Raw genomic sequence first — 24,570 nt, forward strand, 5'->3', positions numbered from 1 at the left:
GCCAAATTTTATTTGAACCTCGTGCCAGTTTTTATGCTGGTGGGGATTCCTTATTTTTGGATGAACATTCTTGATGATTTTTTGATTGTCAGAATCGTTTGTCAGGTCAAACTCGCATTCAGTGTTGTTTTCCCGATGCTGTTTGTTTTTTTGTTTTTTACGGAGAGTTTGATCCTGGCTCAGGACGAACGCTGGCGGCGTGCTTAACACATGCAAGTCGAACGATGAAGCCTAAGCTTGCTTGGGTGGATTAGTGGCGAACGGGTGAGTAACACGTGAGTAACCTGCCCCTCACTCTGGGATAAGCGCTGGAAACGGTGTCTAATACTGGATATGACCTTTTACCGCATGGTGATTGGTGGAAAGATTTTTTGGTGGGGGATGGACTCGCGGCCTATCAGCTTGATGGTGAGGTAATGGCTTACCATGGCGACGACGGGTAGCCGGCCTGAGAGGGTGACCGGCCACACTGGGACTGAGACACGGCCCAGACTCCTACGGGAGGCAGCAGTGGGGAATATTGCACAATGGGCGAAAGCCTGATGCAGCAACGCCGCGTGAGGGATGACGGCCTTCGGGTTGTAAACCTCTTTTAGTAGGGAAGAAGCGTAAGTGACGGTACCTACAGAAAAAGCACCGGCTAACTACGTGCCAGCAGCCGCGGTAATACGTAGGGTGCAAGCGTTGTCCGGAATTATTGGGCGTAAAGAGCTCGTAGGCGGTTTGTCGCGTCTGCTGTGAAATCCTAAGGCTCAACCTTAGACTTGCAGTGGGTACGGGCAGGCTTGAGTGCGGTAGGGGAGATTGGAATTCCTGGTGTAGCGGTGGAATGCGCAGATATCAGGAGGAACACCGATGGCGAAGGCAGATCTCTGGGCCGCTACTGACGCTGAGGAGCGAAAGCATGGGGAGCGAACAGGATTAGATACCCTGGTAGTCCATGCCGTAAACGTTGGGAACTAGATGTGGGGACTGTTCCACGGTCTCCGTGTCGACGCTAACGCATTAAGTTCCCCGCCTGGGGAGTACGGCCGCAAGGCTAAAACTCAAAGGAATTGACGGGGGCCCGCACAAGCGGCGGAGCATGCGGATTAATTCGATGCAACGCGAAGAACCTTACCAAGGCTTGACATATAGGAGAACACTGTAGAGATACAGGACTCTTTGGACACTTCTATACAGGTGGTGCATGGTTGTCGTCAGCTCGTGTCGTGAGATGTTCGGTTAAGTCCGGCAACGAGCGCAACCCTCGTCCTATGTTGCCAGCGGGTTATGCCGGGGACTCATGGGATACTGCCGTGGTCAACACGGAGGAAGGTGGGGATGACGTCAAATCATCATGCCCCTTATGTCTTGGGCTTCACGCATGCTACAATGGCCGGTACAAAGGGCTGCGATACCGTAAGGTGGAGCGAATCCCAAAAAGCCGGTCTCAGTTCGGATTGGGGTCTGCAACTCGACCCCATGAAGTCGGAGTCGCTAGTAATCGCAGATCAGCAACGCTGCGGTGAATACGTTCCCGGGCCTTGTACACACCGCCCGTCAAGTCATGAAAGTCGGTAACACCCGACGCCGGTGGCCTAACCTTTTTGGAGGGAGCCGTCTAAGGTGGGACTGGTGATTAGGACTAAGTCGTAACAAGGTAGCCGTACCGGAAGGTGCGGCTGGATCACCTCCTTTCTAAGGAGCATTTGTCGCCGCATGTTATTCAGGCTTGTGTCTGTTTTGTGGTGGTTGCCAGTTTAAATGCCGTGTGTGTGTTTGCTGGTGGCTCATGGGTGGAACGTTTGATGATTGATTGGGATTGTTTCTGGATGCTGTTTAGTACGCTTCATTTTTTTTGTGGGGTTGGAACGGGGTGTTTGGTTTTCGGTTCTGGTTGTTGGTGCATACTATTGGGGTTCTGGGAGACCGGGGCCAGGTTTTTCTGGTTTGGGTTTCTTGCACTCCTTCTGGTGGCTGCTGGTTTGATGGTGGTTGCTGGTTGGGTGTGTGGGTACGTTGGAAACTACACAGTGGACGCGAGCATCTGCAGTGATGCAAGCTTTATGGATGCTGCAATTTTTTGTTGTGGTGTTTGTTTTGTTTGTGTTGTTGTGATACTTAATTTTTTTTATGGTCTAGAGATGGATGCTGCAACTTTTTGTTGTGGTGTTTGTTTTGTGATTTTGTTTTGTTTGCAAGTTCTTAAGAGCGAACGGTGGATGCCTTGGCATCTAGAGCCGAAGAAGGACGTAGTAATCTGCGATAAGCCTCGGGGAGTTGATAAACGAGCTGTGATCCGAGGATTTCCGAATGGGGAAACCCAGCATGCGACTTTATGTTTGTGTGTTACTCCCGTCTGAATATATAGGGCGGGTAGAGGGAACGTGGGGAAGTGAAACATCTCAGTACCCACAGGAAGAGAAAACAATAGTGATTCCGGGAGTAGTGGCGAGCGAAACTGGATGAGGCTAAACCGTGCGTGTGTGATACTCGGTAGGGGTTGCGCGTGCGGGGTTGTGGGACGCATTTGATTGTTCTACCGGACTTTCGACGTGATTGTTAAGGATATAGGAGAACACCTTGGAAGGGGTGACCGGAGTGGGTGAGAGTCCCGTATCTGAAATGTTCTTACAGCGTTATGTGTATCCCGAGTAGCACGGGGCCCGTGAAATCCCGTGTGAATCTGCCAGGACCACCTGGTAAGCCTAAATACTACTAGATGACCGATAGCGGACAAGTACCGTGAGGGAAAGGTGAAAAGTACCCCGGGAGGGGAGTGAAATAGTACCTGAAACCGTTTGCTTACAATCCGTCAGAGCACTGTTTTTGGTGTGATGGCGTGCCTTTTGAAGAATGAGCCTGCGAGTTAGCGGCATGTGGCGAGGTTAACCCGTGTGGGGTAGCCGTAGCGAAAGCGAGTCTGAATAGGGCGTTTTAGTCGCGTGTCCTAGACCCGAAGCGAAGTGATCTAGCCATGGCCAGGCTGAAGCACGTGTAAGAGCGTGTGGAGGGCCGAACCCACTTAGGTTGAAAACTGAGGGGATGAGCTGTGGTTAGGGGTGAAAGGCCAATCAAACTTCGTGATAGCTGGTTCTCTCCGAAATGCATTTAGGTGCAGCGTTACGTGTTTCTTGCCGGAGGTAGAGCTACTGGATGGCCGATGGGCCCTACAAGGTTACTGACGTCAGCTAAACTCCGAATGCCGGTAAGTGAGAGCGTAGCAGTGAGACTGTGGGGGATAATCTTCATAGTCGAGAGGGAAACAACCCAGATCATCATCTAAGGTCCCTAAGCGTGTGCTAAGTGGAAAAGGATGTGGAGTTGCTTAGACAACCAGGAGGTTGGCTTAGAAGCAGCCACCCTTGAAAGAGTGCGTAATAGCTCACTGGTCAAGTGATTCCGCGCCGACAATGTAACGGGGCTCAAGCACACCACCGAAGATATGGCAGTTAACAGTTAGATAAGCCTTTGTGGTTCAGTTTGTTGACTGGGTAGGAGAGCGTCGTGTCGCGAGTGAAGCAGCAGAGTGATCTAGTTGTGGATGTGACACGAGTGAGAATGCAGGCATGAGTAGCGAAAGACGGGTGAGAAACCCGTCCTCCGGAAGACCAAGGGTTCCAGGGTCAAGCTAATCTGCCCTGGGTAAGTCGGGACCTAAGGCGAGGCCGACAGGCGTAGTCGATGGATAACGGGTTGATATTCCCGTACCGGCTGGTAACCGTTCAACACAATCCAATAAGTGCTAAGAAAGCTTTTCTGGATTTTTTCCCTTCGGGGTTGATTTCTGGTGTTGGTTTTCGAACCCGGTGTTGGTGCGTGAGCGTGAGGTGTGACGCAGGAAGGTAGGTAATCCCGGGCGATGGTTGTCCCGGGCTAAGCATGTAGCCTATCCCGTTGGTAAATCCGCGGGTGTTTGGGTGAGATGTGATGGGGAGCCGTTTTGGTGAAGTTACTGATCCTATGCTGCCGAGAAAAGCATCGGCGTGAGGTTGCTGGTTGCCCGTACCCCAAACCGACTCAGGTGGTCAGGTAGAGAATACTAAGGAGATCGAGATAATCGTGGTGAAGGAACTCGGCAAAATGCCCCCGTAACTTCGGGAGAAGGGGGGCCATCCGCTTATACCAACTTGCTTGGGAAAGGGTGTGGTGGCCGCAGAGACCAGTGGGAAGCGACTGTTTACTAAAAACACAGGTCCGTGCTAACAAGCAATTGGATGTATACGGACTGACGCCTGCCCGGTGCTGGAAGGTTAAGAGGAGAGGTTAACCCTTTTGGGTGAAGCTTTGAATTTAAGCCCCAGTAAACGGCGGTGGTAACTATAACCATCCTAAGGTAGCGAAATTCCTTGTCGGGTAAGTTCCGACCTGCACGAATGGCGTAACGACTTCCCAGCTGTCTCCACCATGAACTCGGCGAAATTGCATTACGAGTAAAGATGCTCGTTACGCGCAGCAGGACGGAAAGACCCCGTGACCTTTACTACAGCTTGGTATTGGTGTTCGGTGTGGCTTGTGTAGGATAGGTGGGAGACTTTGAAGCATGCACGCTAGTGTGTGTGGAGTCGTTGTTGAAATACCACTCTGGTCACTCTGGATATCTAACTACGGACCCTGATCGGGTTCTGGGACAGTGCCTGGTGGGTAGTTTAACTGGGGCGGTTGCCTCCCAAAGAGTAACGGAGGCGCCCAAAGGTTCCCTCAGCCTGGTTGGCAATCAGGTGGCGAGTGTAAGTGCACAAGGGAGCTTGACTGTGAGACTGACAGGTCGAGCAGGGACGAAAGTCGGGACTAGTGATCCGGCAGTGGCTTGTGGAAGCGCTGTCGCTCAACGGATAAAAGGTACCTCGGGGATAACAGGCTGATCTTGCCCAAGAGTCCATATCGACGGCATGGTTTGGCACCTCGATGTCGGCTCGTCGCATCCTGGGGCTGGAGTTGGTCCCAAGGGTTGGGCTGTTCGCCCATTAAAGCGGTACGCGAGCTGGGTTTAGAACGTCGTGAGACAGTTCGGTCCCTATCCGCTGCGTGCGTTGGAAATTTGAGAGGATCTGACCCTAGTACGAGAGGACCGGGTTGGACGGACCTCTGGTGTGCCAGTTGTTCTGCCAAGGGCATGGCTGGTTTGCTACGTTCGGGATGGATAACCGCTGAAGGCATCTAAGCGGGAAGCCGGCCTCGAGATGAGATTTCCTTACCCAATTTGTGGGTGTGAGGTCCCCTATAGATTATGGGGTTGATAGGCCAGATGTGGAAGCGCAGTAATGTGTGGAGCTGACTGGTACTAATAGACCGAAGACTTGTTAAACATTTTTTGGCTATAAGAAGTGTTGGGTTTTTGTTGTTTGCGTCTACTGTGTGGTTTCCGACGGATCCTTAAAATGTTGGTAATTTAATATTGGTTCCACTTTTTTGGGGAGTCCTGTTGAAGGGTTTTCCGGTGGTTATAGCGTCAGGGAAACGCCCGGTTACATTCCGAACCCGGAAGCTAAGGCTGACAGCGCTGATGGTACTGCACTCGGGAGGGTGTGGGAGAGTAGGTCACTGCCGGAATTAATTTTTTTCTTGTGGGGGTGTGTTTTCTTCTCTTACCGTTGTGGTGAGAGTGGGGAACATGCCCCCACTATTTTTTTATATATATACACACAAGAATTACGTCCACCCCGCAACCAACACAAGCAGGCAGCCGTTATCAGGTTGCTGCCATCTAGCGCAGCTAAACTTAGCGTATGACTGAAATAACACACAACGGTGACCCTGTAAATACTGTCGGCGCACTGCCAGAGGTGGGTTCTACAGCGCCGGCTTTTACTTTGGTTGATACAGACCTCGGTGAAAAAAGCCTTAGCGATTACGCCGGTAAGAGTGTTGTATTAAACATATTCCCAAGCATCGATACCGGTGTCTGTGCAACCAGTGTGCGCAAATTTAACGAGCGTGCTGCGGGCTCTGACGGCGTCGTTGTGCTGTGCATTGCAGAAGACCTGCCCTTCGCATTCGCACGTTTTTGTGGCGCAGAAGGCATCGATGGTGTTGAAACCCTCTCATCCTTCCGAAGCGATTTTGGCAAATCATACGGGGTCACAATGCAAGACGGCGTGCTGCAGGGCCTACTCTCTCGAGCTGTTGTTGTGCTGAACAGCGACCATGAGGTTGTGTACACAGAACAGGTGCCTGACCTTGGTCAGGAGCCAGACTATGACGCTGCGTTAGCCGCCCTGCAAGATAGTTAATTCTTGATTTTCTAGTTGATAGACAGCTAAGTTTCGCTACCTTTAGTAGGCTTAGGAACGTGAATTTTTCAGCTGCAGAGTTAGAAGCTCGTAAGAAGTTCTTACCTTGGATTATTGTTGCAGTAATCGCGGTACTGGCGTTGCTCGCGTCCTTTTTCGTGGTTAATGCGGTTAATAACAGCGGGGGTAATTCTTCCGAGACAACACAGTCTGATACTGCAAAATCAGAATCAGACGAGGAAAGCAGCGAGAAAAATTCTACGGCTAAACCGGCTGTGCCGAAGGTGCAGGAAGTGCCCGTGGCTGCAACCCCGCAGGCTGACCCCGGTCAAACATTCGAGCTTGATATTGCACAGCTCGGTCGCACCGTTGATATATCGAGTAAATTTGGCCGCAGTGTGCGCTATGAAATTCCTGACGGTACTCAGGTGATTCTGCGCTCTGACCTCATTGAGTCGCTCCCAGCAACATGCGCAGAAATGCGTGCGCAGTTTGGTTTTAAAGTTGCTGCAAACGGATCTTTCGAGGTGATGAAACCGGACACTGTGTGCTCTGCTGCTCCCGAGGTTTATAACGAAATTTGGGGTTTGCTTGAGGCTGCCGTCAAGACTCAGCGCTAAACAGAGTAATCTGCGGGCAGCTGTCGCAGTGTGCGCAGTTGCGCCCAGATCATAAAAAACTCGTCGGGATCGTCTAGCGCAAGCCCGTAGTGGTTGACAATCCGCTGCAAGCGACTGCGGACGGTGTTTTCGTGCACAGCCAAATCTCTGGCGCATGCGGCTACATTGCCGCGATTAGCGCACCAAATCATGAGAGTGTGGGCAACGACTGGCTCCTCCTCTATCAACTCACTCAACTCTTCACGAAGCAGCTGCGGATTCATCTCGTAGACTTGCGCGATTTCTTGATAAAGCATTATCGGGGTGAGCTGTGTCGGCGTGAGGATACGCCGCGGTGCTGGGGCAGGGTAGCGTTGATCCGCCCGAAACAGTTGATTCGCTAGCTTCGCCAAGTCGGTAACTGCGGTATCTGAGCGGCAGGTGCCGGGCAGAGCTGCGCGCACCCTATCGCCGAGCACCTTGTCGGTTATCTTTAGTAGCCGGGGGATTAATTTCGCTCCCGAAAAACTTTCGTTGTTGGGTAGGAGGATCCAAACATAAGGCCCGTCCACCGCAGTTACAACCTCAGGCAGATATGAAGAGATCTGGTTTTGTGCGGCGGCGTGCAGCTGGGCTAGCAGGTTTGGGTTGTCTTTCGCGTCGGGGTCTAACGCAATTAGCTCGACGCCGGGATCCGGAAAGAAACCCAGCTCGGCCAGTTCGCCGCCCTGCACACCGGTGCCACTGATGAGCGTGCGTAGACGCTGCTCACGGGGGATTTGAGTTGCCTGCCGATGGTGCAGCGCGTCAATAATATAGGACGCCGCAAGAGATGCAGCGGCCTGCAGACGCTCCTCTGTTTCTGCGATGTTGTGCTTTCCTTCCTCACGTGGGTCAATGGCCCAGATGCTGCCCAAGGGCACGTTGCCAGCGCGGATAGGGATAGCAGTGCGGGGCAGCTCAAGACCCTGCTCGCCGAAAAACAACACCGTCTGACTCTGCAGGAGCTCGCGATACTGCGGATTATTGAACGGCGACTCTGGCACTTTGCGCAGCAGAATGCCTTCCGTTCTTAAATGATCAATTGCCTGCCCGGGAACTGAAGAATAAGCGAGAATTCGTCGCCCAAGATCTTCAATCACCACTGAGCCGCCGAAAAACGACGCAAGCTCGTTTACGAGACCAAATAACGGTTCGCGTGAACGGTCTATCGAGACGGTTGCGGTGCGCGAGTTTTCGCCGATTAGACGATTTAAGAGAGCTTCAAATGTTGACCAGGAGATGCCTGTGGCTACCTGCAGCACGGAAAAGCTGGCGTTTTTGGCCAGCGCCTGAAATTCATCTTTGCGCTCCGACGTAATTTTGATTGCGACAGCGGCGCACTTGTGTTCACGTGCATATCTGAGCAGCTCAGAAAAAGCCTGACTTGTTAGTTCCTGTGCCATGGGGGCGAGCAGCAGGGTGCCGCTAATGCGGGGAGGGGATCCGAGTGTGTCATAGAGGTCGGTCTCTGTGACCAACTGATTAGGGTCTACGGGGGTGAACGGAGAAACTAAGTCGGCGCCGAGTGTTGAGAGTATTTCTGCGATTGAGACAGAGCCGGGGGTGTTGGTCTCGGTGAGAGTGCTTGAATCATCCATATTGTAGTTATACCTTAATTTTCTCGTAAAATTTATATTATTTCTACATGAATATACGCCCCAAAAGGTAATAGAGTGTTTATAACAGTTACAGTAACGAAGCTCTGACTCGGAGGATCAATGGCGAATAATCTCCAGCAACCTGCACCGCAAGGGACGCGCTTAGGCGAGCTGTGGGAAGTGTTTCCTGAGAATGCAGCTGCGACTGCGGACGGTGTATTAACACTCGGTGGCGTGCCTGTGACCGAACTGGTTGCAGAATACGGCACTCCGCTGCACGTCTTTGACGATCAGGGTTTGCGGGATCAGGCGGCTCGTTTTCGGCATGGTCTACACGAGCAATGGCCGAACTCAGATGTGCTTTTCGCATCAAAGTCACTGCCGATTGTCGCGATGTATCAGCTTGCGCATGAGGAAGGTCTAGCTATTGATATCGCCGGAGGCGGGGAGCTGCAGCTTGCGCTTGCGGCACAGGTCGATCCGGAGCGCATCTACTTCCACGGTAATGCAAAGACAGATGCCGAAATTCAAATGGCGCTAGATGCAGGTGTTGGCACAATTATTGTTGACAACTTCGCTGAGATTGAGCGTCTTGAGCGCCTGGTTAAAAAGCCACAAAAAGTTTTGTTGCGTTTAATTCCCGGCGTTGACGCAGAAACCCACGCCTCGCAGGCGACAGGCGGCAACGATTCAAAGTTTGGGCTGCCGCTTGACCAGGCGGCAGAGGCGATTAAACGCATGCAAGCGCATGAGCTGCTCCAGTTTGAGGGTGTGCATCTGCATATTGGGTCACAGATCCTCAACACCCACCAATTTTCTGAGGCAGTACGTAAAATCAGTGGCGTCGGCACATTTAACACCTACGACATTGGCGGCGGGCTCGGGGTGAAATACACCTATGAAGAAAAAGCGCCAAATGTTAAGGAGTATCTCGCAGCGATTACAGATGCGGCGCGTGAAGTGCTTCCAGGTGCAGCCCGTGTCTTGATAGAGCCCGGCCGTTCTCTGGTCGCGCGCGCTGGTGTCACGCTTTACTCAGTGGTCGCCGTGAAAGAGACCGGCAAAAACTTCGTTGCAATCGACGGAGGGCTGGCAGATCAGATGGACGTGGCCCTCACCGGGCAGCGCTATGAGGCGGTTGTTGCGAACAAACTGAACGAGCCGTGGACAAAATCAGCCGAACTCGTTGGGCGACAGTGCGAGTCAGGAGACCTGCTCGTAAGTGAAGCCGGATTCCCGGAGACCGAGGTTGGAGACATCGTGATGATGGCCACCACCGGCGCGTACTCCTACACAATGACCAACAACTACAACGGTGCGCTGCGGCCCGCCATTGTGTTTGTAAAAGACGGAGAGCACCGACTTGTTGCTCGTCGTGAGACCTATGAAGACCTGCTCAGGCTGCATGCTCCAGCCTTGGGCGAGTAACACGGTTTCGAAAAATCCCACCCACATAAACGCATTTCGATAGAAAGGCCTATAGAAATGAAGAAGAAATTTAGTTCCGTCATTGCGGCGGCGGCAATTGCTGGTCTGCTGCTCTCTGGTTGCGCAAACGCAGAGAACAACAGCTCAGAGGGCGCCAGCAGCGATGACGTCAACTCGATCCTGCCAATTGCGGATGAGCCGAGCACCAGCGCAAATTCAAAGCTGCACGATATGCTGCCGGAAGACCTCAAGTCAAAAGGCAAGATTGACATCGCGCTCGACCTGCCATTCCCACCGATGGAATATTACGATGAGGACGGCCGAATTATCGGTGTTGATGCTGAGCTTGGCCGTCTGCTCGGGCAAAAGCTTGATATCGGTGTCAGCTTAAACCAGCAGGCCTTTGACTCAGTTATCCCGTCTCTCCAGTCTGGCCGTCATGACATTACTCTCTCAGGTATGAATGACACAGCCGAACGTCGTCAGGCGCTCAGTTTTGTTGAGTATGTTAACTCAGGCTTTATCATCCTTGTAAAGAAGGGCAACCCAGAAAATATCAAGAACCTCAATGATCTTTGCGGTAAGAAGGTATCACTGCAGATGGCAACCCAGCAGGGTAACGTGCTGCGCGAGATGGACTGCAACATTGAGATGACAGAGCTGCCAGATGATCCGGCTGCGCAGGAGGCTCTGCACGCCGGTCGCGTGCAGGCATACATCGCGGACGCAGCTGTTGCAGCGTATGCAGCAGCTGAAACCGATAATGGCGAGGCCTTTGATGTGATAGAGGACCCAGAGAACCCAGCTGGATACGATCCGCTATTCGTTGGTATTGGCATTCTAAAAGAACGCACTGAGCTGATTGAGGCTGTTCGTGCAGCGTTGCAGGAGCTGATCGATGAGGGTGCGTATCAGAAGGTGCTTGAGCGTTACGACATGGGCAGCTTCGCTGTAACCGAAGCAGTGGTTAACGGGGAGCGTTAATTTTGAGCGCAAGAACCGGCAGCGTGAAGCTGCACGACGACGATGTAACGGCCATTCCGTTGCGCCGGCCAGGCCGCGCCGTGAGCGCGGTGCTGGTGGTGCTGGTAGCCGGATTGCTAGCCTGGTCATTCTTCACAAACCCAAACCTTGATTGGATGGTCGTGGGTCAGTATCTGTTTGACTCACGTGTGATCAGCGGTATCGGAGTAACGCTGGTGATGACCGTGCTTTCGATGCTGATCTCGACAGTGATCGCGATCGTCATTGCGGGCATGCGTCTTTCTGGCAATCCTGTGCTGGTGTCTGTCGCCTGGGTGTATGTGTGGGGCTTCCGCGGCACCCCAATGATGGTGCAAATCATCTTCTGGGGTTACCTTGCCTCGCTCTACCCAATGATTGGTATCCCTGGCACCCCGCTGTATTGGGATACCAACCAGCTGATTCCACTTTTCGTTGCCGGCCTCCTGGCGCTTACTCTAAACCAGGGCGCTTACTCCTCAGAAATTGTGCGTGCGGGTATGCTGTCGGTTGATGAGGGACAGCGCGAGGCAGCGTTTTCACTGGGGATGTCACCGCTCTACACTTTCCGGCGGGTGCTGCTCCCGCAGGCAATGCGTGTGATTATTCCGCCAATGGGCAACGAACTTATTTCGATGCTGAAGAACACCTCGCTGCTGTTCGTTATCGCGATTGTTGAGCTTTACACCGCGACATCTATGATTTCGTCACAGAACTTCAAACGTGTCGAGCTCCTGATTGTGGCAAGCCTCTGGTATCTCCTGATGACCAGCCTGTTATCAATTCCGCAGTACTACCTTGAGCGTCGTTTTGGTCGTGGCGCAAGCCGCAATTTACCGCCAACTCCGCTCCAGCGTGTGCGCAGTTTCATTCAGAGCCGTAAACCTGTGCCGGCTCCGCAACCGACAGAGGCAATTAAGGTGGTAGAACAGTGACAAACCCACTTGTAGAGATCCGACGTGTGCGTAAAAGCTTTGGCGCGCACGAAGTGTTGCGCGATGTGTCACTGTCGGTTAACCCCGGCACAGTGACAGTGCTGCTCGGCCCTTCAGGCTCGGGTAAGTCAACGCTTTTGCGCTGCATTAACCACCTGGAAACCATCGACGGTGGCCGCATCATTGTTGATGGTGAGCTGATCGGTTATCGCCAAAAGGGTGGCAACATCTATGAGATGCACCCGAAAGAGATTTCGAAGCAGCGTCAGAACATCGGTATGGTGTTTCAGCGTTTCAACCTCTTCCCGCACATGACAGCGCTTGAAAATATCATTGAGGCCCCAGTTGGCCTGAACGGTAAAAACAAGAATGCGGCAAAAGAAGAGGCTATGGCGCTGCTCAGCCGTGTCGGTCTGGCAGACTTTGCCAACCACTACCCGGCGCAACTGTCAGGTGGGCAGCAGCAGCGTGTTGCGATCGCCCGCGCGCTCGCCATGAAACCCAAGCTGATGCTATTCGATGAGCCAACCAGTGCGCTCGACCCTGAGCTTGTTGGTGATGTGCTCGATGTAATGCGAGAGCTTGCGGATGAGGGCATGACCATGATTGTGGTGACCCACGAGATTGGTTTCGCAAGAAATGTTGCCGACCAGGTTGTGTTTATGGACGGTGGCGTTGTGGTTGAGTCTGGTGACCCGGAAGAGGTTATCGGCAATCCGCAGCGGCAGCGGACGCGTAACTTCCTTGAGAATGTGAAACACGGCTAGAAACAGTCGCAGCCAAACATCTAAAAACAGCTTGAGACCCCTGTGATCCGCCCGCGCCGGCAGCATCGCGGGGGTTTCTTGCTAAAATCGGTGTTAGTTTTAGGCTTCAAGCCGCAAATGCATTTCGATAGAAAGGCCTATAGAAATGAAGAAGAAATTTAGTTCCGTTATTGCGGCGGCAATTGCCGGTCTGCTGCTCTCCGGTTGCGCAAACGCAGACGGTGCTAGCGATAGCGTCAACTCGATCCTGCCAATTGCGGATGAGCCGAGCACCAGCGCAAATTCAAAGCTGCACGATATGCTGCCGGAAGATATCAAGGCAAAAGGCAAGATTGACATCGCGCTCGACCTGCCCTTCCCACCAATGGAGTTTCATAATGAGGAGGGCCGAATTATCGGTGTTGATGCTGAGCTTGGTCGTCTGTTTGGGCAAAAGCTTGATATCGGTGTCAGCTTAAACCAGCAGACGTTTGATTCAGTTATCCCGGCGATGGAATCTGGCCGTCATGACATTATTCTCTCGGGTATGAGTGACACCCCCGAGCGCCGTCAGGTGCTCAGTTTTGTTGAGTATGTTAACGCTGGTTTTATCATTCTCGTCAAGAAGGGTAACCCCGACAACATCAAGAACCTCAATGATCTTTGCGGTAAGAAGGTATCACTGCCGCTGGCCACCCAGCAGGGTAACATTCTGCGCGAGATGGACTGCGGTATTGAGATGACAGAACTGCCAGACAATCCAGCTGCGCAGGAAGCTCTGAAGGCTGGCCGTGTGCAGGCATACATCGCGGACGCAGGTGTTGCAGCGTATGCAGCCGCTGAAACCGATAATGGCGAGGCCTTTGATGTGATCACCGATCCGGAGAATCCGGCTGGCTATGAGCCATTATTCAACGGTGTGGGCATTCTAAAAGAACGCACCGAGCTGATTGAAGCTATTCGTTTAGCGCTGCAGGAGCTGATCGATGAGGGCGTGTATCAGCAGGTGCTTGAGCGTTACGGTATGGGTAATTACGTTGTAACCGAAGCAGTTGTTAACGGGGAGCATTAACTTTAAATGAAAAAATAGGCAGTGTTAGCTGTACTGCAGAAGCGGACGCGCAGCTTCCTCGAGAGTGTGAAACACAGCTAGAGACAGTCACAGTAAAACATCTAAAACAGCTTGAGCCCCCTGTGATCCGCCCTCTCTGGGCAGTATCGCAGGGGTTTCTTGCTAGAATTGAATGTTAGATTTTCGGGCTTAAAGCCGCAAAAGTTAGGAACATATGGCCCTCGCCACTCGTGAAGATTTGCGCAACGTAGCAATTGTTGCGCACGTAGACCACGGTAAGACAACCCTTGTAGACGCGATGTTGAAGCAGACGAACAGCTTCGATGCACACACCGAGGTCGATGACCGAGTGATGGACTCAAACGACCTTGAGCGCGAAAAAGGCATCACCATTCTCGCGAAGAATACGGCGATTGCCTACGCCGGTGCGCACGCACAGAACGGGCCGGTGACCATTAACGTTGTCGACACCCCAGGTCACGCTGATTTTGGTGGCGAGGTGGAGCGTGCGCTGTCGATGGTTGACGGTGTAGTGCTGCTCGTTGACGCCTCTGAGGGGCCGCTGCCGCAAACTCGTTTCGTTTTGCGGAAAGCCCTTGAGGCGAAACTGCCCGTAATTCTCGCAGTGAACAAGACCGACCGCCCCGATGCCAGAATTGCAGAGGTTGAGGGTGAGGCGCACGACCTTTTGCTCGGGCTTGCTTCCGACCTGGTTGAAGACCACCCCGACATCGATGTAGACGCTGTGCTTGATGTGCCAACCGTATACCTGTCAGGGCGCGCTGGAGCCGCCAGCCACACCCGCCCGGTTGACGGTGAACTGCCCGATAATGACAACCTCGAACCGCTGTTTGAAACAATTTTGCAGCAGGTTCCCGCGCCGCAGTATGACGATGAGCATCCGCTGCAAGCGCACGTTACAAACCTCGACTCTTCACCGTTCCTCGGCCGTATTGCGCTTTTGCGCATTCACCACGGCAATATCAAGAAGGGTGAGACTGTCGCATGGGTTAAGCATGACGGCTCAACGCAGAACGTGCGCATTACAGAACTGATGCTGACCAAAGCGCTCACGCGATACCCAGCCGAGAGCGCAGGGCCGGGCGATATCGTCGCGATAGCGGGCATTGAGGATATCACCATCGGTGAAACCATTGCTGACACAGAAGATGTGCGTCCGCTCCCGGTTATCACTGTTGATGAGCCGGCTATCTCAATGACTATCGGTGCAAACACTTCGCCGCTCGTGGGCAAGGTTAAAGGGCACAAACTGACAGCGCGCATGATCAAAGATCGTCTCGATCGTGAGCTCATCGGTAACGTGTCGATTAGGGTTGTCGACACCGACCGCCCCGATGCATGGGAGGTGCAGGGGCGCGGTGAGCTGGCGCTTGCAATTCTCGTTGAAAACATGCGCCGGGAAGGCTTCGAGCTGACCGTTGGGAAGCCGCAGGTTGTGACCCGTGTTGTTGACGGCGAGGTACACGAACCGTTTGAGCACCTAACTATCGATGCCCCTGAAGAGCACCTCGGCGCTATCACCCAGTTGCTCGCAGCCCGAAAGGGTCGCATGGAGGGCATGAGCAATCACGGCACCGGCTGGGTGCGCATGGAGTTCGTTGTGCCGTCACGCGGTTTAATCGGATTCCGCTCAGAGTTTATGACCACCACGCGCGGCACCGGTATTGCCAACGCAATATCACACGGATACGGGCCGTGGGCTGGTCAAATAACCACGCGTCAGAACGGCTCTATCGTCGCCGATCGTGCGGGTGTTGCGACCCCGTTCGCAATTATGAACCTGCAGGAGCGCATGACCTTCTTTGTGCAGCCGGGTGAGGAAGTTTATGAAGGCATGGTCGTTGGTGAGAACAGCCGTGCTGACGACATGGAAGTGAATATCACAAAAGAGAAAAAACTCACGAACATGCGTTCGTCAACCGCTGACGTGATGGAAACCATGACCCCGCCAAAGCAGCTCACACTCGAAGAGTGTCTCGAGTTTGCGCGTGAAGATGAGTGCGTTGAGGTGACACCAGAGATCGCGCGCATTCGCAAGGTCGAGCTTGATGCGAACGAGCGCAAAAAGCTCGCAAACAAGCTCAAGCAACAGGGTTAACAGCTTGCGGATCGGCCGGTCGGCGTCTGTTTATTTGAACGCGAGCGGCTGATCCGCCCCTAATTTCTACAGTATAAGGAGCGGTGGATGCGCCACTTTCTGCGAGATGATGACTTAACTCCTCGGGAACAGGCAGAAGTGCTGCGTCTTGCGCGGGAGCTAAAGGCTGATCCGTATGCGCGTAAACCGCTTAACGGGCCTGCCACAGTCGCAATAATATTTGATAAAACATCGACCCGGACGCGCGTGAGTTTTGCCGCCGGAGTGGCCTCCCTTGGCGGCTATCCGCTGATTATTAACCCTGGTGAGTCACAGCTTGGTGAAAAAGAGTCAATCACCGACACAGCAAAGATGATTTCGCGCATTGCGAAGCTGATTGTGTGGCGCACCGGCGCTCACGAACGTATCGTCGAGATGGCCGAGAATTCGCAGGTTCCTGTTATTAACTCGCTGACCGACGATTTTCATCCATGTCAAATTTTGGCTGATCTGTTAACCATTCAAGAGCACAAAGGCGCGCTCGCCGGTTTGACAGCTGCTTATATCGGTGACGCAGCCAATAACATGGGGCAGTCATATGCGCTGGGCTTTGCAACAGCTGGCATGCATGTGCGCCTTGCAAGCCCTGTTGAGTATCGGCCACGAGCAGACATTATTGCAGATGCTGAGCGCATTGCCGCGGGCACTGGCGGAAGCGTGACGGTGCTGAGCGATCCCGTTGCGGCTGTGAGAGACGCAGACGTTGTGATTACCGACACCTGGGTCTCGATGGGGCAGGAATCTGAAAAGCAGCAGCGTGTTGCAACCTTTGGCGCCTATCGGGTAACCCCAGAGCTGATGGCGCAAGCAGCGGATGATGCAATTTTTATGCACTGCCTGCCCGCATACCGTGAGTATGAGGTTGCCGCAGAGGTTATCGACGGTGCGCAGTCGGTTGTTTGGGATGAAGCAGAAAACCGATTGCACGCGCAAAAAGCCCTAATGTGTTGGCTCTTGGAGCAGAAAGAAGAACAGCAATGACAAACGCACCAAGAACCGGAAACCGTGCTGGTGAATCTGGCGCTCTGTGGGGTGGTCGTTTTAAGAGCGGGCCGGCCCCCGAACTGCAACGCCTGAGTAAATCAACACAGTTCGATTGGCAGCTCGCGCAGTATGACATTCGCGGCTCTAAGGCGCACGCTGTTGCGCTGCACGACGGTGGTTACCTCACAGCCACAGAACTGCAGGGCATGCACAGCGCGCTAGATGAACTGGCGCGACGTGTTGCTGCGGGGGAGTTTCTGCCCGCTGCAGATGATGAAGACGTGCATTCGGCGCTTGAACGCGGCCTGGTAGAAATTGCTGGTCGTGAGCTTGGCGGAAAACTGCGCGCGGGCCGCAGCCGGAACGATCAAATCGCAACGCTTGTGCGGATGTATATGCTCGATGCGGCCGACTCAATCCGCACCCTGCTGGGCGATTTGATACAGGCACTATACGACCAGGCTGTGGCACACCCAGACGCAATTTTGCCGGGGCGCACACACCTGCAGTCTGCGCAGCCGGTGCTGTTGGCTCATCAGCTGGCTGCGCACGCTTGGCCGTTGCTGCGCGATATCGAGCGGCTGGCGGATTGGAGCAAGCGTGCTGTGCGCTCACCGTACGGTGGCGGCGCGCTCGCCGGATCTTCACTGGGGCTCGATCCGCGCTTAGTTGCCGCAGAATTGGGCATGGGCGAGCCGCTTGAAAACTCTATTGATGGCACCGCTGCCCGTGATGTGGTCGCTGAGTTTGCTTTTGTGCTGGCCATGATCGGCATTGATCTGTCGCGTCTGAGCGAAGAAATCATTGTTTGGAATACGGCGGAGTTTAATTTCATTAAGCTGCATGATGGTTATTCGACCGGGTCGTCGATTATGCCGCAGAAGAAAAACCCCGATATTGCTGAGCTGGCGCGCGGTAAATCAGGGCGTTTAATTGGCAACCTAACAGGTCTTTTGGCCACTCTGAAAGCGCTGCCATTGGCGTATAACCGCGATTTGCAGGAAGACAAGGAACCAATTTTTGACTCTGTCGCGCAGCTGCAGCTGCTTTTGCCGGCGTTTACCGGAATGGTAGCAACCGCAAGCTTTAACACTGAGCGCATGGCTGAGGTGGCTCCGCGCGGCTACTCGCTCGCAACTGATGTTGCGGAGTGGCTTGTAAAACAGGGGGTTGCCTTCCGTGACGCACATGAAATTTCTGGGGAGCTTGTGGCGTTTTGTGAAGAGCGTGAAATGCAGCTACACGAGCCGAGCGACGTAGAACTCGCTCAGATTAGTGCGCATTTAACCCCAGCTGTGCGTGAAGTTTTGACCATCGCGGGGTCTGTCAACAGTCGCACTGGTGTTGGTGGCACGGCCACAGAGCGTGTGCGAGAACAGCTTGCGCAGCTGGCCGATCGCTTAGAAGAGTTAAAACGAGTCTGATTTTGAGCGGAACAGAAACCGAAATTTATTCGATTATTCGTGTTTTTCTCCTGACCACAAGATAAATTAAACAAAAATATAAAACTTAATGATATTATTTATCACATGAGTCGGTTACGTCGGGGGGTGTGGCCGACTCATTCTTATAGCCCTTATATTGGCGTGGTTTCCGACCGCTTAAAAGCAGGTTTTTGATTTTAGGGTGCCGCGATATTAAAACTGACGCAGTATCTCTTGAGCCGCGCTGAACTCGCCAAGCTCTGTTAATAATTCTGCCGCCTCAGCGCGCAGTTTGAGCTCAAATTCCTGGTAGACGCCATCGTGCAGCAGCTCGGTTAGGATCGTTACCGCACGCTGTTTTTCGCCCAATACTTTCCAAGCGGTTGCTATACGGTAGCGCCCTAACTTCATCGTCTCATTTAGTTCCCGCCCGAGATACTGTGCAAATTCTATATTGGGAGATGCAGCCAGCGCAGCGGCCAGCTCAGCAGAGGTGTTGGAATAGGTTACTTCTGTATGCTGCAGGGTTTGCAGCGCAGCTTTAAGCCCTGTGTCAGAGTCTATGTTTTGCAGACCCCCCGCTAATTTAGCCAGCTCAGAAAAGAACTCTGCCACTGTGCCACATGCGCTAAAAGCAATCCGTGCGAGTTGCAGTTCGTGCAAATCGATGCTTTGTTTACTTAATGCTGCAGTTTGCTGCGCTAGCGAGTCTGCCTCAAATGAGCACAGCTGCGCGAAGCTCACAATATATTTTTCCAACTGGGACCAATGCGCAGCCGACTGCAAGTCGGTGAGGGCGTTAATCCAAAACTCGAAAAGCATTAGCAGCCTGAGCAGATCATCTGGCAGATGCTCGAGCACTAGATGAGAGTATGCGAGCTCGAAAGCGGTTACAGCGCTCACGCTATCGCGTGCTCTAATAAACCAAAGACCGCCTTCGGTAAAAGATTTTGCTGCCAGCTCTTGGTCGACCGCAGTCAACCTGCCACCCAAACTGACGTACATATCAGCGATGGTGGCTGCTTTAGCAGCGCTAAACTCATGCGACTCGTCGATGAGGGAAGCAATTTTTTGAAACTCTGCGGCAACATCAATTTGTTCTGCGGCGGGAGCCAACCTATCAGAAACAGTGTTAGTTTCTGGCGCAGCTGTCTGTTTTCGCTCTAACAGCAATTGCGCTAGCGTCTCAGACATTGCGTCTTCACTTGCGAGTGGCTCTGGCAGAGGCGTTGCAGAAAGAGTTGCGCTAAGCGCATTAGCAAGGTGCCGTTGATTGCCATCGTTGCCTGCCCGGCTGTCAAAACGTTCGGCCATCTCTTGTGTCACTGTTTTGAGGTGCGAGTGCAGATCGCCAAGGGTTTTAGCGAAGTGGGGTGTCGCAAGCCCGGTTTCTGTGTTCGGGTCTGTGCCCCCGTTCATAAGCGCTGAAATGCCAGCGAGCAGACCTAAGTGAAAGCGCAGCGATCCGAAAGTAGTCTGTGCGGTTTCTAAATGCTCGGCATCGTGTTTCTTGAGCTGAGATAGCAGCTCATTGAGCGCGCCACCACGCCCCAGTGCCTCAAGCACAGCGCCGCGAGCACCCGTAAATCCCTCCGCTGACAGAGACGTTTTAAGGCCGGCATTAGCGAGGCGATAGCAGCGCGCTGCAGCAGCAGGGTCACCCTGCATCAAATATGCGAGGGTTAGTAGATGGTTGGTTAGGGTTGGCTCGATATTACACTCATTATTCTGTCGCTCACCAACTGCGACAGCCTGCGCCCAGTCGCCCTGCGAGACGCGGTAATCAACCTCCGCACCAATCACACAAGCCGGGCAATCATCGAATTCGTCCGGTGGGGTAGAGCGCCAAATACTGAGCGCGCTCGCAGCTGCCGGATCATTGAGATTGCTTAAGTAGTGGAATCGCGCCGCACGTGGAGCGCACAGTCCCTTGCCTGCAACCTGATAGCGACGCTCCATATCGTCGAGAAAAGCCTCAGCTTGGGCGCGGCTGATGTTCGGGAAGAGAGTTAGACTGCCGGCGATCCACTTGAACTCCCAAAAAAGCCCAAACTCGTCTTCAGCATCGAATAACTCCGGGCGGGTATCCCAGAGCTGTAAAACTTTTACAAAAGTGGTTAGCGCTCGCTTTGAATCACCGCCGAAGTCGTAAGCCTCCACCAAGCGCAGCAGCGCATTCGGTAGCTCATGCTCTGGCCCCTCCCGTTCGATCTCGCGCACAATTTCTGCGGTCTGCTGTGTGCGAGCTGATCCATAAGGCATATTGGCGAGCGCGGCAAGCCGCATAAGTGAACTAGCCATTGCTGTTCCCGTCTTGTGAGGTGCTGAGTGCGTGCTGCAACAGGGTTTCGAGAGCGTGAGATAGATCCGCGCTCTCACCGCTGCTCAACCCCTCACCTGCGAGCGCTAAAGCTGAGCTGTAGAGGGCGACAACACCCGCATCAAAAACTTCACCGTGTTTGGCAGCTAGTAGTGTTTGCACAACCTCGGCGCTGTCGTTGAGCACGAGTGTGCGGCTCTTAGCTTCCCCCGTTTTGATGAAAGCGTCAAGGAGGCCACCCCAGAGATCCTGGGTAGACTCTCTAACTTCACTCAACTCATGCTGAAACTCTGCGTCTGCATCGCGTAACAGCATGGCGGGTATGCTCTCTGGCTCAAATCTGCGCAGCAGGACGTCACAGTCTACCTGCCCAAGCAGTGTGCGAGCTTTTGCAATTGCGTCGCCTGTTGCCATCTCGCGCTCAAGGCTGGGCTCGGTTAGCGCCTGAGTGAGATCAGCGCTTTCAAGCTCGCGCACACTCCACTGTAGATCGCTTTTTAACTTTGCAATTAGGTCGGCGTCATAGGCGTAGCCGCCGTTTACCACGGTGATGCCGGCCGCCCGTGCGACAGGGGAAAGACGGCGAAAAGCTGGCACAGTGGTGGTGTAGAGCAGCTCCCCGGAGGCAACAGCCTGCCGCAGGGTGAGAGCTCCGTCCGTGGTTTCATAGGGCACGGTGTCGGCTACCACCTCGAGCATGTCGCTGTCTTGCACCGCAACTGCGCGCAGCGCTAGATGATGTGTCTGGAGAAATTCGGATCCGTAAAATCCCTCTACTGCAACATGATTGCGGATCCAATCTTTTAACTGCTGCCCAAGCACCTCGCGGGCGATCAGCAGCGTTTCATCCTCATGCAGCTGTTCACGACTAGCGGTTGGTTTCAAGCTATCAGTATCTATCACCGCTCGTACAAAGAACGCCCAATCGGGCAGCACATTATCTAAGCGATTGCTGAGCAGCATGCGCTTGAGATACACACGATGCTGCCCAGAGCCCGGTGCAACCTGCTGGGGCAGCACGTATGCAACTCCAGTTATACCAAGTGCGGGCACATTCAAATCTATGATGTGCATCGGTTTAAAACCGAACAGCTCTTTACCGAACTGCATTAGAGCCTGCGTGCGAGATGCTTGATCAGAGTAGGTTTCCATCCAGGGCAGGTAGCGGCGGTTAATGATGCCTTCGCCAACAAGCTCTATCGGAAGCGGCAGCAGATCGCCGTAATTGAGCGCGAGCTCTTTGACCGTGCTGCGTTCTAGCCAGTGCAGGGTATCGCTTTTCGCAACAAGCTGCACCGCTGTGCCACCAGCGCGGATAATTTCTGGGAGTGTGCTTGAATCAGTTTCGCGCACCACAAAGGTGCCGTCGGCTCTGCCCACCCATTCAGTTGGGGGAGGGAGCGTGCCGTCAGGCGCTGTGACGCGAGATTGGGTCAGCACTCTGATCTCGTCAGCGACCATAAACGCGGCGAGCATGCCAATTCCGAACTGGCCAAGAAATTCAGCGCGCCCCTCACCCAATTCGCTGTCGCGTTTTGAAGACCGGCCAATCGTGGACAGCAGTTCACGCGCCTGAGCTGTTGTTAGACCCACCCCCGTGTCGCAGATCTGGAGGGTGTTATTGCCGGCAGCTGTGCTGTTACAAGAAAGTTGAATCAGTTGCGGGGTTTTAGGGTTGAGAGCCACGGCAGCGGTGAGCGCATCTACTGCGTTTTGTAGCAGCTCCCGCAGATAGACCTGCGGGCCGGAATAAAGATTTTTAGAGAGCAGATTTACGACACCTGAGAGGTCGACCTGGAATCTTTCGCTACCGCTGTCTTTTAAACCCACCTTTTAAGACTAGGCAATCGAGTCGACACCCGCTACTTTGACTCACTCACAGACGAAAGTGTGCGCTCTGGTTCTTTTTCAGCTAAACTAAACAGCTGGAGGGCCTCTAGCTCAGTTGGTAGAGCATCGGACTTTTAATCCGCGGGTCGCCGGTTCGAGCCCGGCGGGGCCTACAAAATAGTGGTTAATCAGGGTTTTTGTTTTCCTGTGTGAGCAGTAAGCCCGGTTGACTGCAATATCGGCACATAAGGTGGGGCTTTCGAGCCTCGGCTTTAAGTCTCCAACGGTATCGTTGAAGACTTACCGGACTGTTTATTCCAGTTATTCCAGAGATGAGCCCATGACCTGTGATTTAGACCGCATCAGCGCACTCGATCGCCGTATCATTGCTGACGCGCAAAGTTTGCTGCTCGCGCACTCGGCAGCAGATATCCTGGTGCTGAACGACCCTACCGGGGCACTCACCGATTGGGCGACCCGCGCAACAGCGGGCAGAGTGTTTGTTCGGGAGGTTAGCTATGCTGCGGCGCGCACATTACGCATAAAGCACCCACATATTTTCATTTCCGGGCTAACCGTTAACGGAGCTGCAGACTACAGCACGATGGCGCTGGGCGATTTTCTTCGAGCACATGGCTTTACCGGCTCGTTAGCTTTGGGACGGCTCCCAAAAACTCACAGTGCCCTCGCCGAGTTGGCGCGCGAATTTTCCGAATATCAAACAGATCGCGGCTCTCAAGCTGAGCTGTTGCTTGGTGGCAACACAAAGCATATGGTCAAAACCTTTAATGACACCATTGCAAAAAGCTTTGCGCAAGTGCGAGGATTGCGCGGTAAGGGCAAACATCGCTGCGTGCTCGCGTCAGATCCGCGGGCAGCTTCCGACAGCACCCGCAGTGCGTCTTATCATTCAAACGACGCCGTAAACGCAGGCACTTTTGAGGGTGCAGATACGAATCAGCTCGCTGCCTTTGGAGGAGTTTTCTCTGGTGGCAAACCAGATCAGGGAGGCGCTCTGCTCGCTGCTGCCGCTGTTAACTGGCTTGAGAAACATGCGGCAAAGCAGCAGACAGTTTTAGATCTGGGGTGCGGTAACGGATCCGTGAGTGTTGAGATTATGGGTCGCGTTTCAGATCTAGTGCGCAAGTTAACTGCAACTGATATTGATATGGACGCGGTGCGCAGCACGCGGGTAAACCTGGCGTCTGTAGGCAACGCAGAAGTGCTGTGGGATGATGCGGCGAGTGGTCTCCCCGCTAATTCCGTGGATCTTCTGCTCCTAAACCCGCCGTTTCATAGCGGGCACGAAATCGATATGACTCTCGTAAAGCCGCTACTGCACGCAGCGAAGCGAGTGTTAAAACCGGGTGGCACTATGTTGCTTGTGCATAATTCTCACGCGCGCTACCGAAAACAGGTTGCTGCTCTTTTTTCTGGTGTGATGCAGCTGCAGCGGAACCGCACTTATACCCTCTTACAGGCTGATCCTTAACACCTGATTGCTGCTGACCAAGGCAGCGGTGCTGTTTACTCTATGCTGGTGGAGTGCCTCGTGAGTTTGATCGTCCAGTGAAATTGGCAGCGACGGTGTTTGACAATATGCCCGGCGGGACTGATCCGGCGTTACAGCAGGAACTCGCTGAGCGCACTGCTTGGGCACTTCTGGGCCGTGTTCGTGATGCGGAGCGCGCGGGCGATCGGGAAGGTATCGAGCGCGTAATCGCACACGCTGCAGACAACGGCGTAGACGATATTGCTGAGCTTTGGTCACATGCGCACAGCCGATCACTTGCGGGTGTGCTCTGGCGCCTCTACCTGGTGCGCGCCGCGATTGGCTCAAAACTTGGGTTTGTAACCACACTCTATCGCCTTGCGGTTGACACCGAGCTCAGCGTAAATCCTGCCGTTGTGGGCATATCTGATCCGGCAACACCTGAGGAAATAGAACACCTTGCTGATGAGATATTGCGAGGAGTTTTTGTCGGTGATTTCGCTGCTGCGTTAGAACGAGCCGCCGCTTACTGTAGGGTGATAGCGCTCGGATCAGCTTTACACGCTGAAGAGAGAGCCGAATTTAACGCCGACGAGGCCCGCGACCTAACCGCTCGGGGGCTTAGATACTCCATCTTTGGTGATGACTTCCAAGCCGCGGCTACTGCCTGGCGACAGGGACAGCTCGATTAAGGTGTTTCTCTGCTTTCTACGCTACGATTAACT

At 53.6% G+C, this 24,570-nt stretch carries 15 protein-coding genes, 1 tRNA gene and 3 rRNA genes; 16 read left to right on the plus strand and 3 right to left on the minus strand.

All coding sequences use genetic code 11. The annotated features are described in order from the left end of the window. Positions 1-156 precede the first annotated feature (156 nt). From HCQ99_RS05450 to HCQ99_RS05470, 5 genes are all read left to right on the plus strand, one after another. Positions 157-1,680, plus strand: a 16S ribosomal RNA gene (locus tag HCQ99_RS05450). 497 nt (positions 1,681-2,177) lie between these two features. Further along, positions 2,178-5,290 (plus strand): 23S ribosomal RNA (locus tag HCQ99_RS05455). Positions 5,291-5,418: 128 nt separating this feature from the next. Continuing rightward, a 5S ribosomal RNA gene (gene rrf, locus HCQ99_RS05460) occupies positions 5,419-5,535 on the plus strand. The 16S, 23S and 5S rRNA genes sit together here, the layout of an rRNA operon. A gap of 176 nt (positions 5,536-5,711) precedes the next feature. Further along, entirely contained in the window at positions 5,712-6,215 is a 504-nt protein-coding gene (tpx, locus tag HCQ99_RS05465; protein WP_166987078.1) for a thiol peroxidase, read from the plus strand. A 59-nt stretch (positions 6,216-6,274) separates the two neighbouring features. Further along, a complete protein-coding gene (locus tag HCQ99_RS05470) occupies positions 6,275-6,835 on the plus strand; it encodes a hypothetical protein (protein ID WP_166987081.1) in 561 nt (186 codons plus the stop codon). Here the strand turns inward: HCQ99_RS05470 and HCQ99_RS05475 are convergent. Next, the gene (locus tag HCQ99_RS05475; protein WP_166987084.1) at positions 6,832-8,454 is read right to left on the minus strand and encodes a helix-turn-helix domain-containing protein; all 1,623 of its coding nucleotides are present in this window, start codon (positions 8,452-8,454) and stop codon (positions 6,832-6,834) included. The genes HCQ99_RS05470 and HCQ99_RS05475 overlap by 4 nt on opposite strands. 120 nt (positions 8,455-8,574) lie before the next feature. Between HCQ99_RS05475 and lysA the strand changes: the two genes are divergently transcribed. The 8 genes from lysA (at position 8,575) to argH (ending at position 18,203) form a co-directional block, all read left to right on the plus strand. Next, complete coding sequence (gene lysA / locus HCQ99_RS05480; protein WP_166987087.1) at positions 8,575-9,882, plus strand: diaminopimelate decarboxylase; 1,308 nt, start codon at positions 8,575-8,577, stop codon at positions 9,880-9,882. Between the two features lie 57 nt (positions 9,883-9,939). Further along, on the plus strand, positions 9,940-10,866 hold the full coding sequence (locus HCQ99_RS05485) for a transporter substrate-binding domain-containing protein (RefSeq protein WP_166987090.1): 927 nt from the start codon (positions 9,940-9,942) through the stop codon (positions 10,864-10,866). Positions 10,867-10,868: 2 nt separating this feature from the next. Further along, positions 10,869-11,819 (plus strand): amino acid ABC transporter permease, encoded by a 951-nt coding sequence (locus HCQ99_RS05490; RefSeq protein ID WP_243854525.1) that lies wholly within the window; start codon positions 10,869-10,871, stop codon positions 11,817-11,819. Then, positions 11,816-12,586: an amino acid ABC transporter ATP-binding protein gene (locus tag HCQ99_RS05495; protein ID WP_166987093.1), complete on the plus strand. Its 771-nt coding sequence runs from the start codon at positions 11,816-11,818 to the stop codon at positions 12,584-12,586. The genes HCQ99_RS05490 and HCQ99_RS05495 overlap by 4 nt, the downstream gene beginning before the upstream one ends. A 145-nt stretch (positions 12,587-12,731) precedes the next feature. Further along, complete coding sequence (locus tag HCQ99_RS05500; RefSeq protein ID WP_166987096.1) at positions 12,732-13,637, plus strand: transporter substrate-binding domain-containing protein; 906 nt, start codon at positions 12,732-12,734, stop codon at positions 13,635-13,637. Between the two features lie 214 nt (positions 13,638-13,851). Next, positions 13,852-15,756, plus strand: a complete 1,905-nt coding sequence (typA, locus tag HCQ99_RS05505) for a translational GTPase TypA (protein WP_166987099.1) — start codon at positions 13,852-13,854, stop codon at positions 15,754-15,756. Positions 15,757-15,843: 87 nt separating this feature from the next. Then, the gene (gene argF, locus HCQ99_RS05510) at positions 15,844-16,776 is read left to right on the plus strand and encodes an ornithine carbamoyltransferase (RefSeq protein WP_166987102.1); all 933 of its coding nucleotides are present in this window, start codon (positions 15,844-15,846) and stop codon (positions 16,774-16,776) included. Beyond that, positions 16,773-18,203, plus strand: coding sequence for an argininosuccinate lyase (argH, locus tag HCQ99_RS05515; RefSeq protein WP_166987106.1), 1,431 nt, complete (start codon positions 16,773-16,775; stop codon positions 18,201-18,203). The genes argF and argH overlap by 4 nt, the downstream gene beginning before the upstream one ends. Positions 18,204-18,416: 213 nt before the next feature. On the opposite strand, the gene HCQ99_RS05520 is transcribed toward argH, so the two are convergent. Next, the gene (locus tag HCQ99_RS05520) at positions 18,417-20,504 is read right to left on the minus strand and encodes a hypothetical protein (protein ID WP_166987110.1); all 2,088 of its coding nucleotides are present in this window, start codon (positions 20,502-20,504) and stop codon (positions 18,417-18,419) included. Further along, the gene (locus HCQ99_RS05525) at positions 20,497-22,353 is read right to left on the minus strand and encodes an HSP90 family protein (protein WP_166987113.1); all 1,857 of its coding nucleotides are present in this window, start codon (positions 22,351-22,353) and stop codon (positions 20,497-20,499) included. Before HCQ99_RS05525 ends, HCQ99_RS05520 begins: the two co-directional genes overlap by 8 nt. Before the next feature lie 100 nt (positions 22,354-22,453). On the opposite strand from HCQ99_RS05525, the gene HCQ99_RS05530 reads away from it, so the two are divergent. The 3 genes from HCQ99_RS05530 to HCQ99_RS05540 all read left to right on the plus strand — a co-directional run bounded on the left by HCQ99_RS05530 (position 22,454) and on the right by HCQ99_RS05540 (position 24,537). After that, a tRNA-Lys gene (locus HCQ99_RS05530) sits at positions 22,454-22,526 on the plus strand. Between the two features lie 167 nt (positions 22,527-22,693). Next, on the plus strand, positions 22,694-23,845 hold the full coding sequence (locus HCQ99_RS05535) for a class I SAM-dependent methyltransferase (RefSeq protein ID WP_166987116.1): 1,152 nt from the start codon (positions 22,694-22,696) through the stop codon (positions 23,843-23,845). A 53-nt stretch (positions 23,846-23,898) separates the two neighbouring features. Further along, positions 23,899-24,537, plus strand: a complete 639-nt coding sequence (locus HCQ99_RS05540; RefSeq protein WP_166987119.1) for a hypothetical protein — start codon at positions 23,899-23,901, stop codon at positions 24,535-24,537. The last annotated feature ends 33 nt before the right edge of the window (positions 24,538-24,570 follow it).

The organism is Canibacter zhoujuaniae, assembly GCF_011752015.1.
In the GTDB taxonomy this organism is placed as follows: domain Bacteria; phylum Actinomycetota; class Actinomycetes; order Actinomycetales; family Microbacteriaceae; genus Canibacter; species Canibacter zhoujuaniae.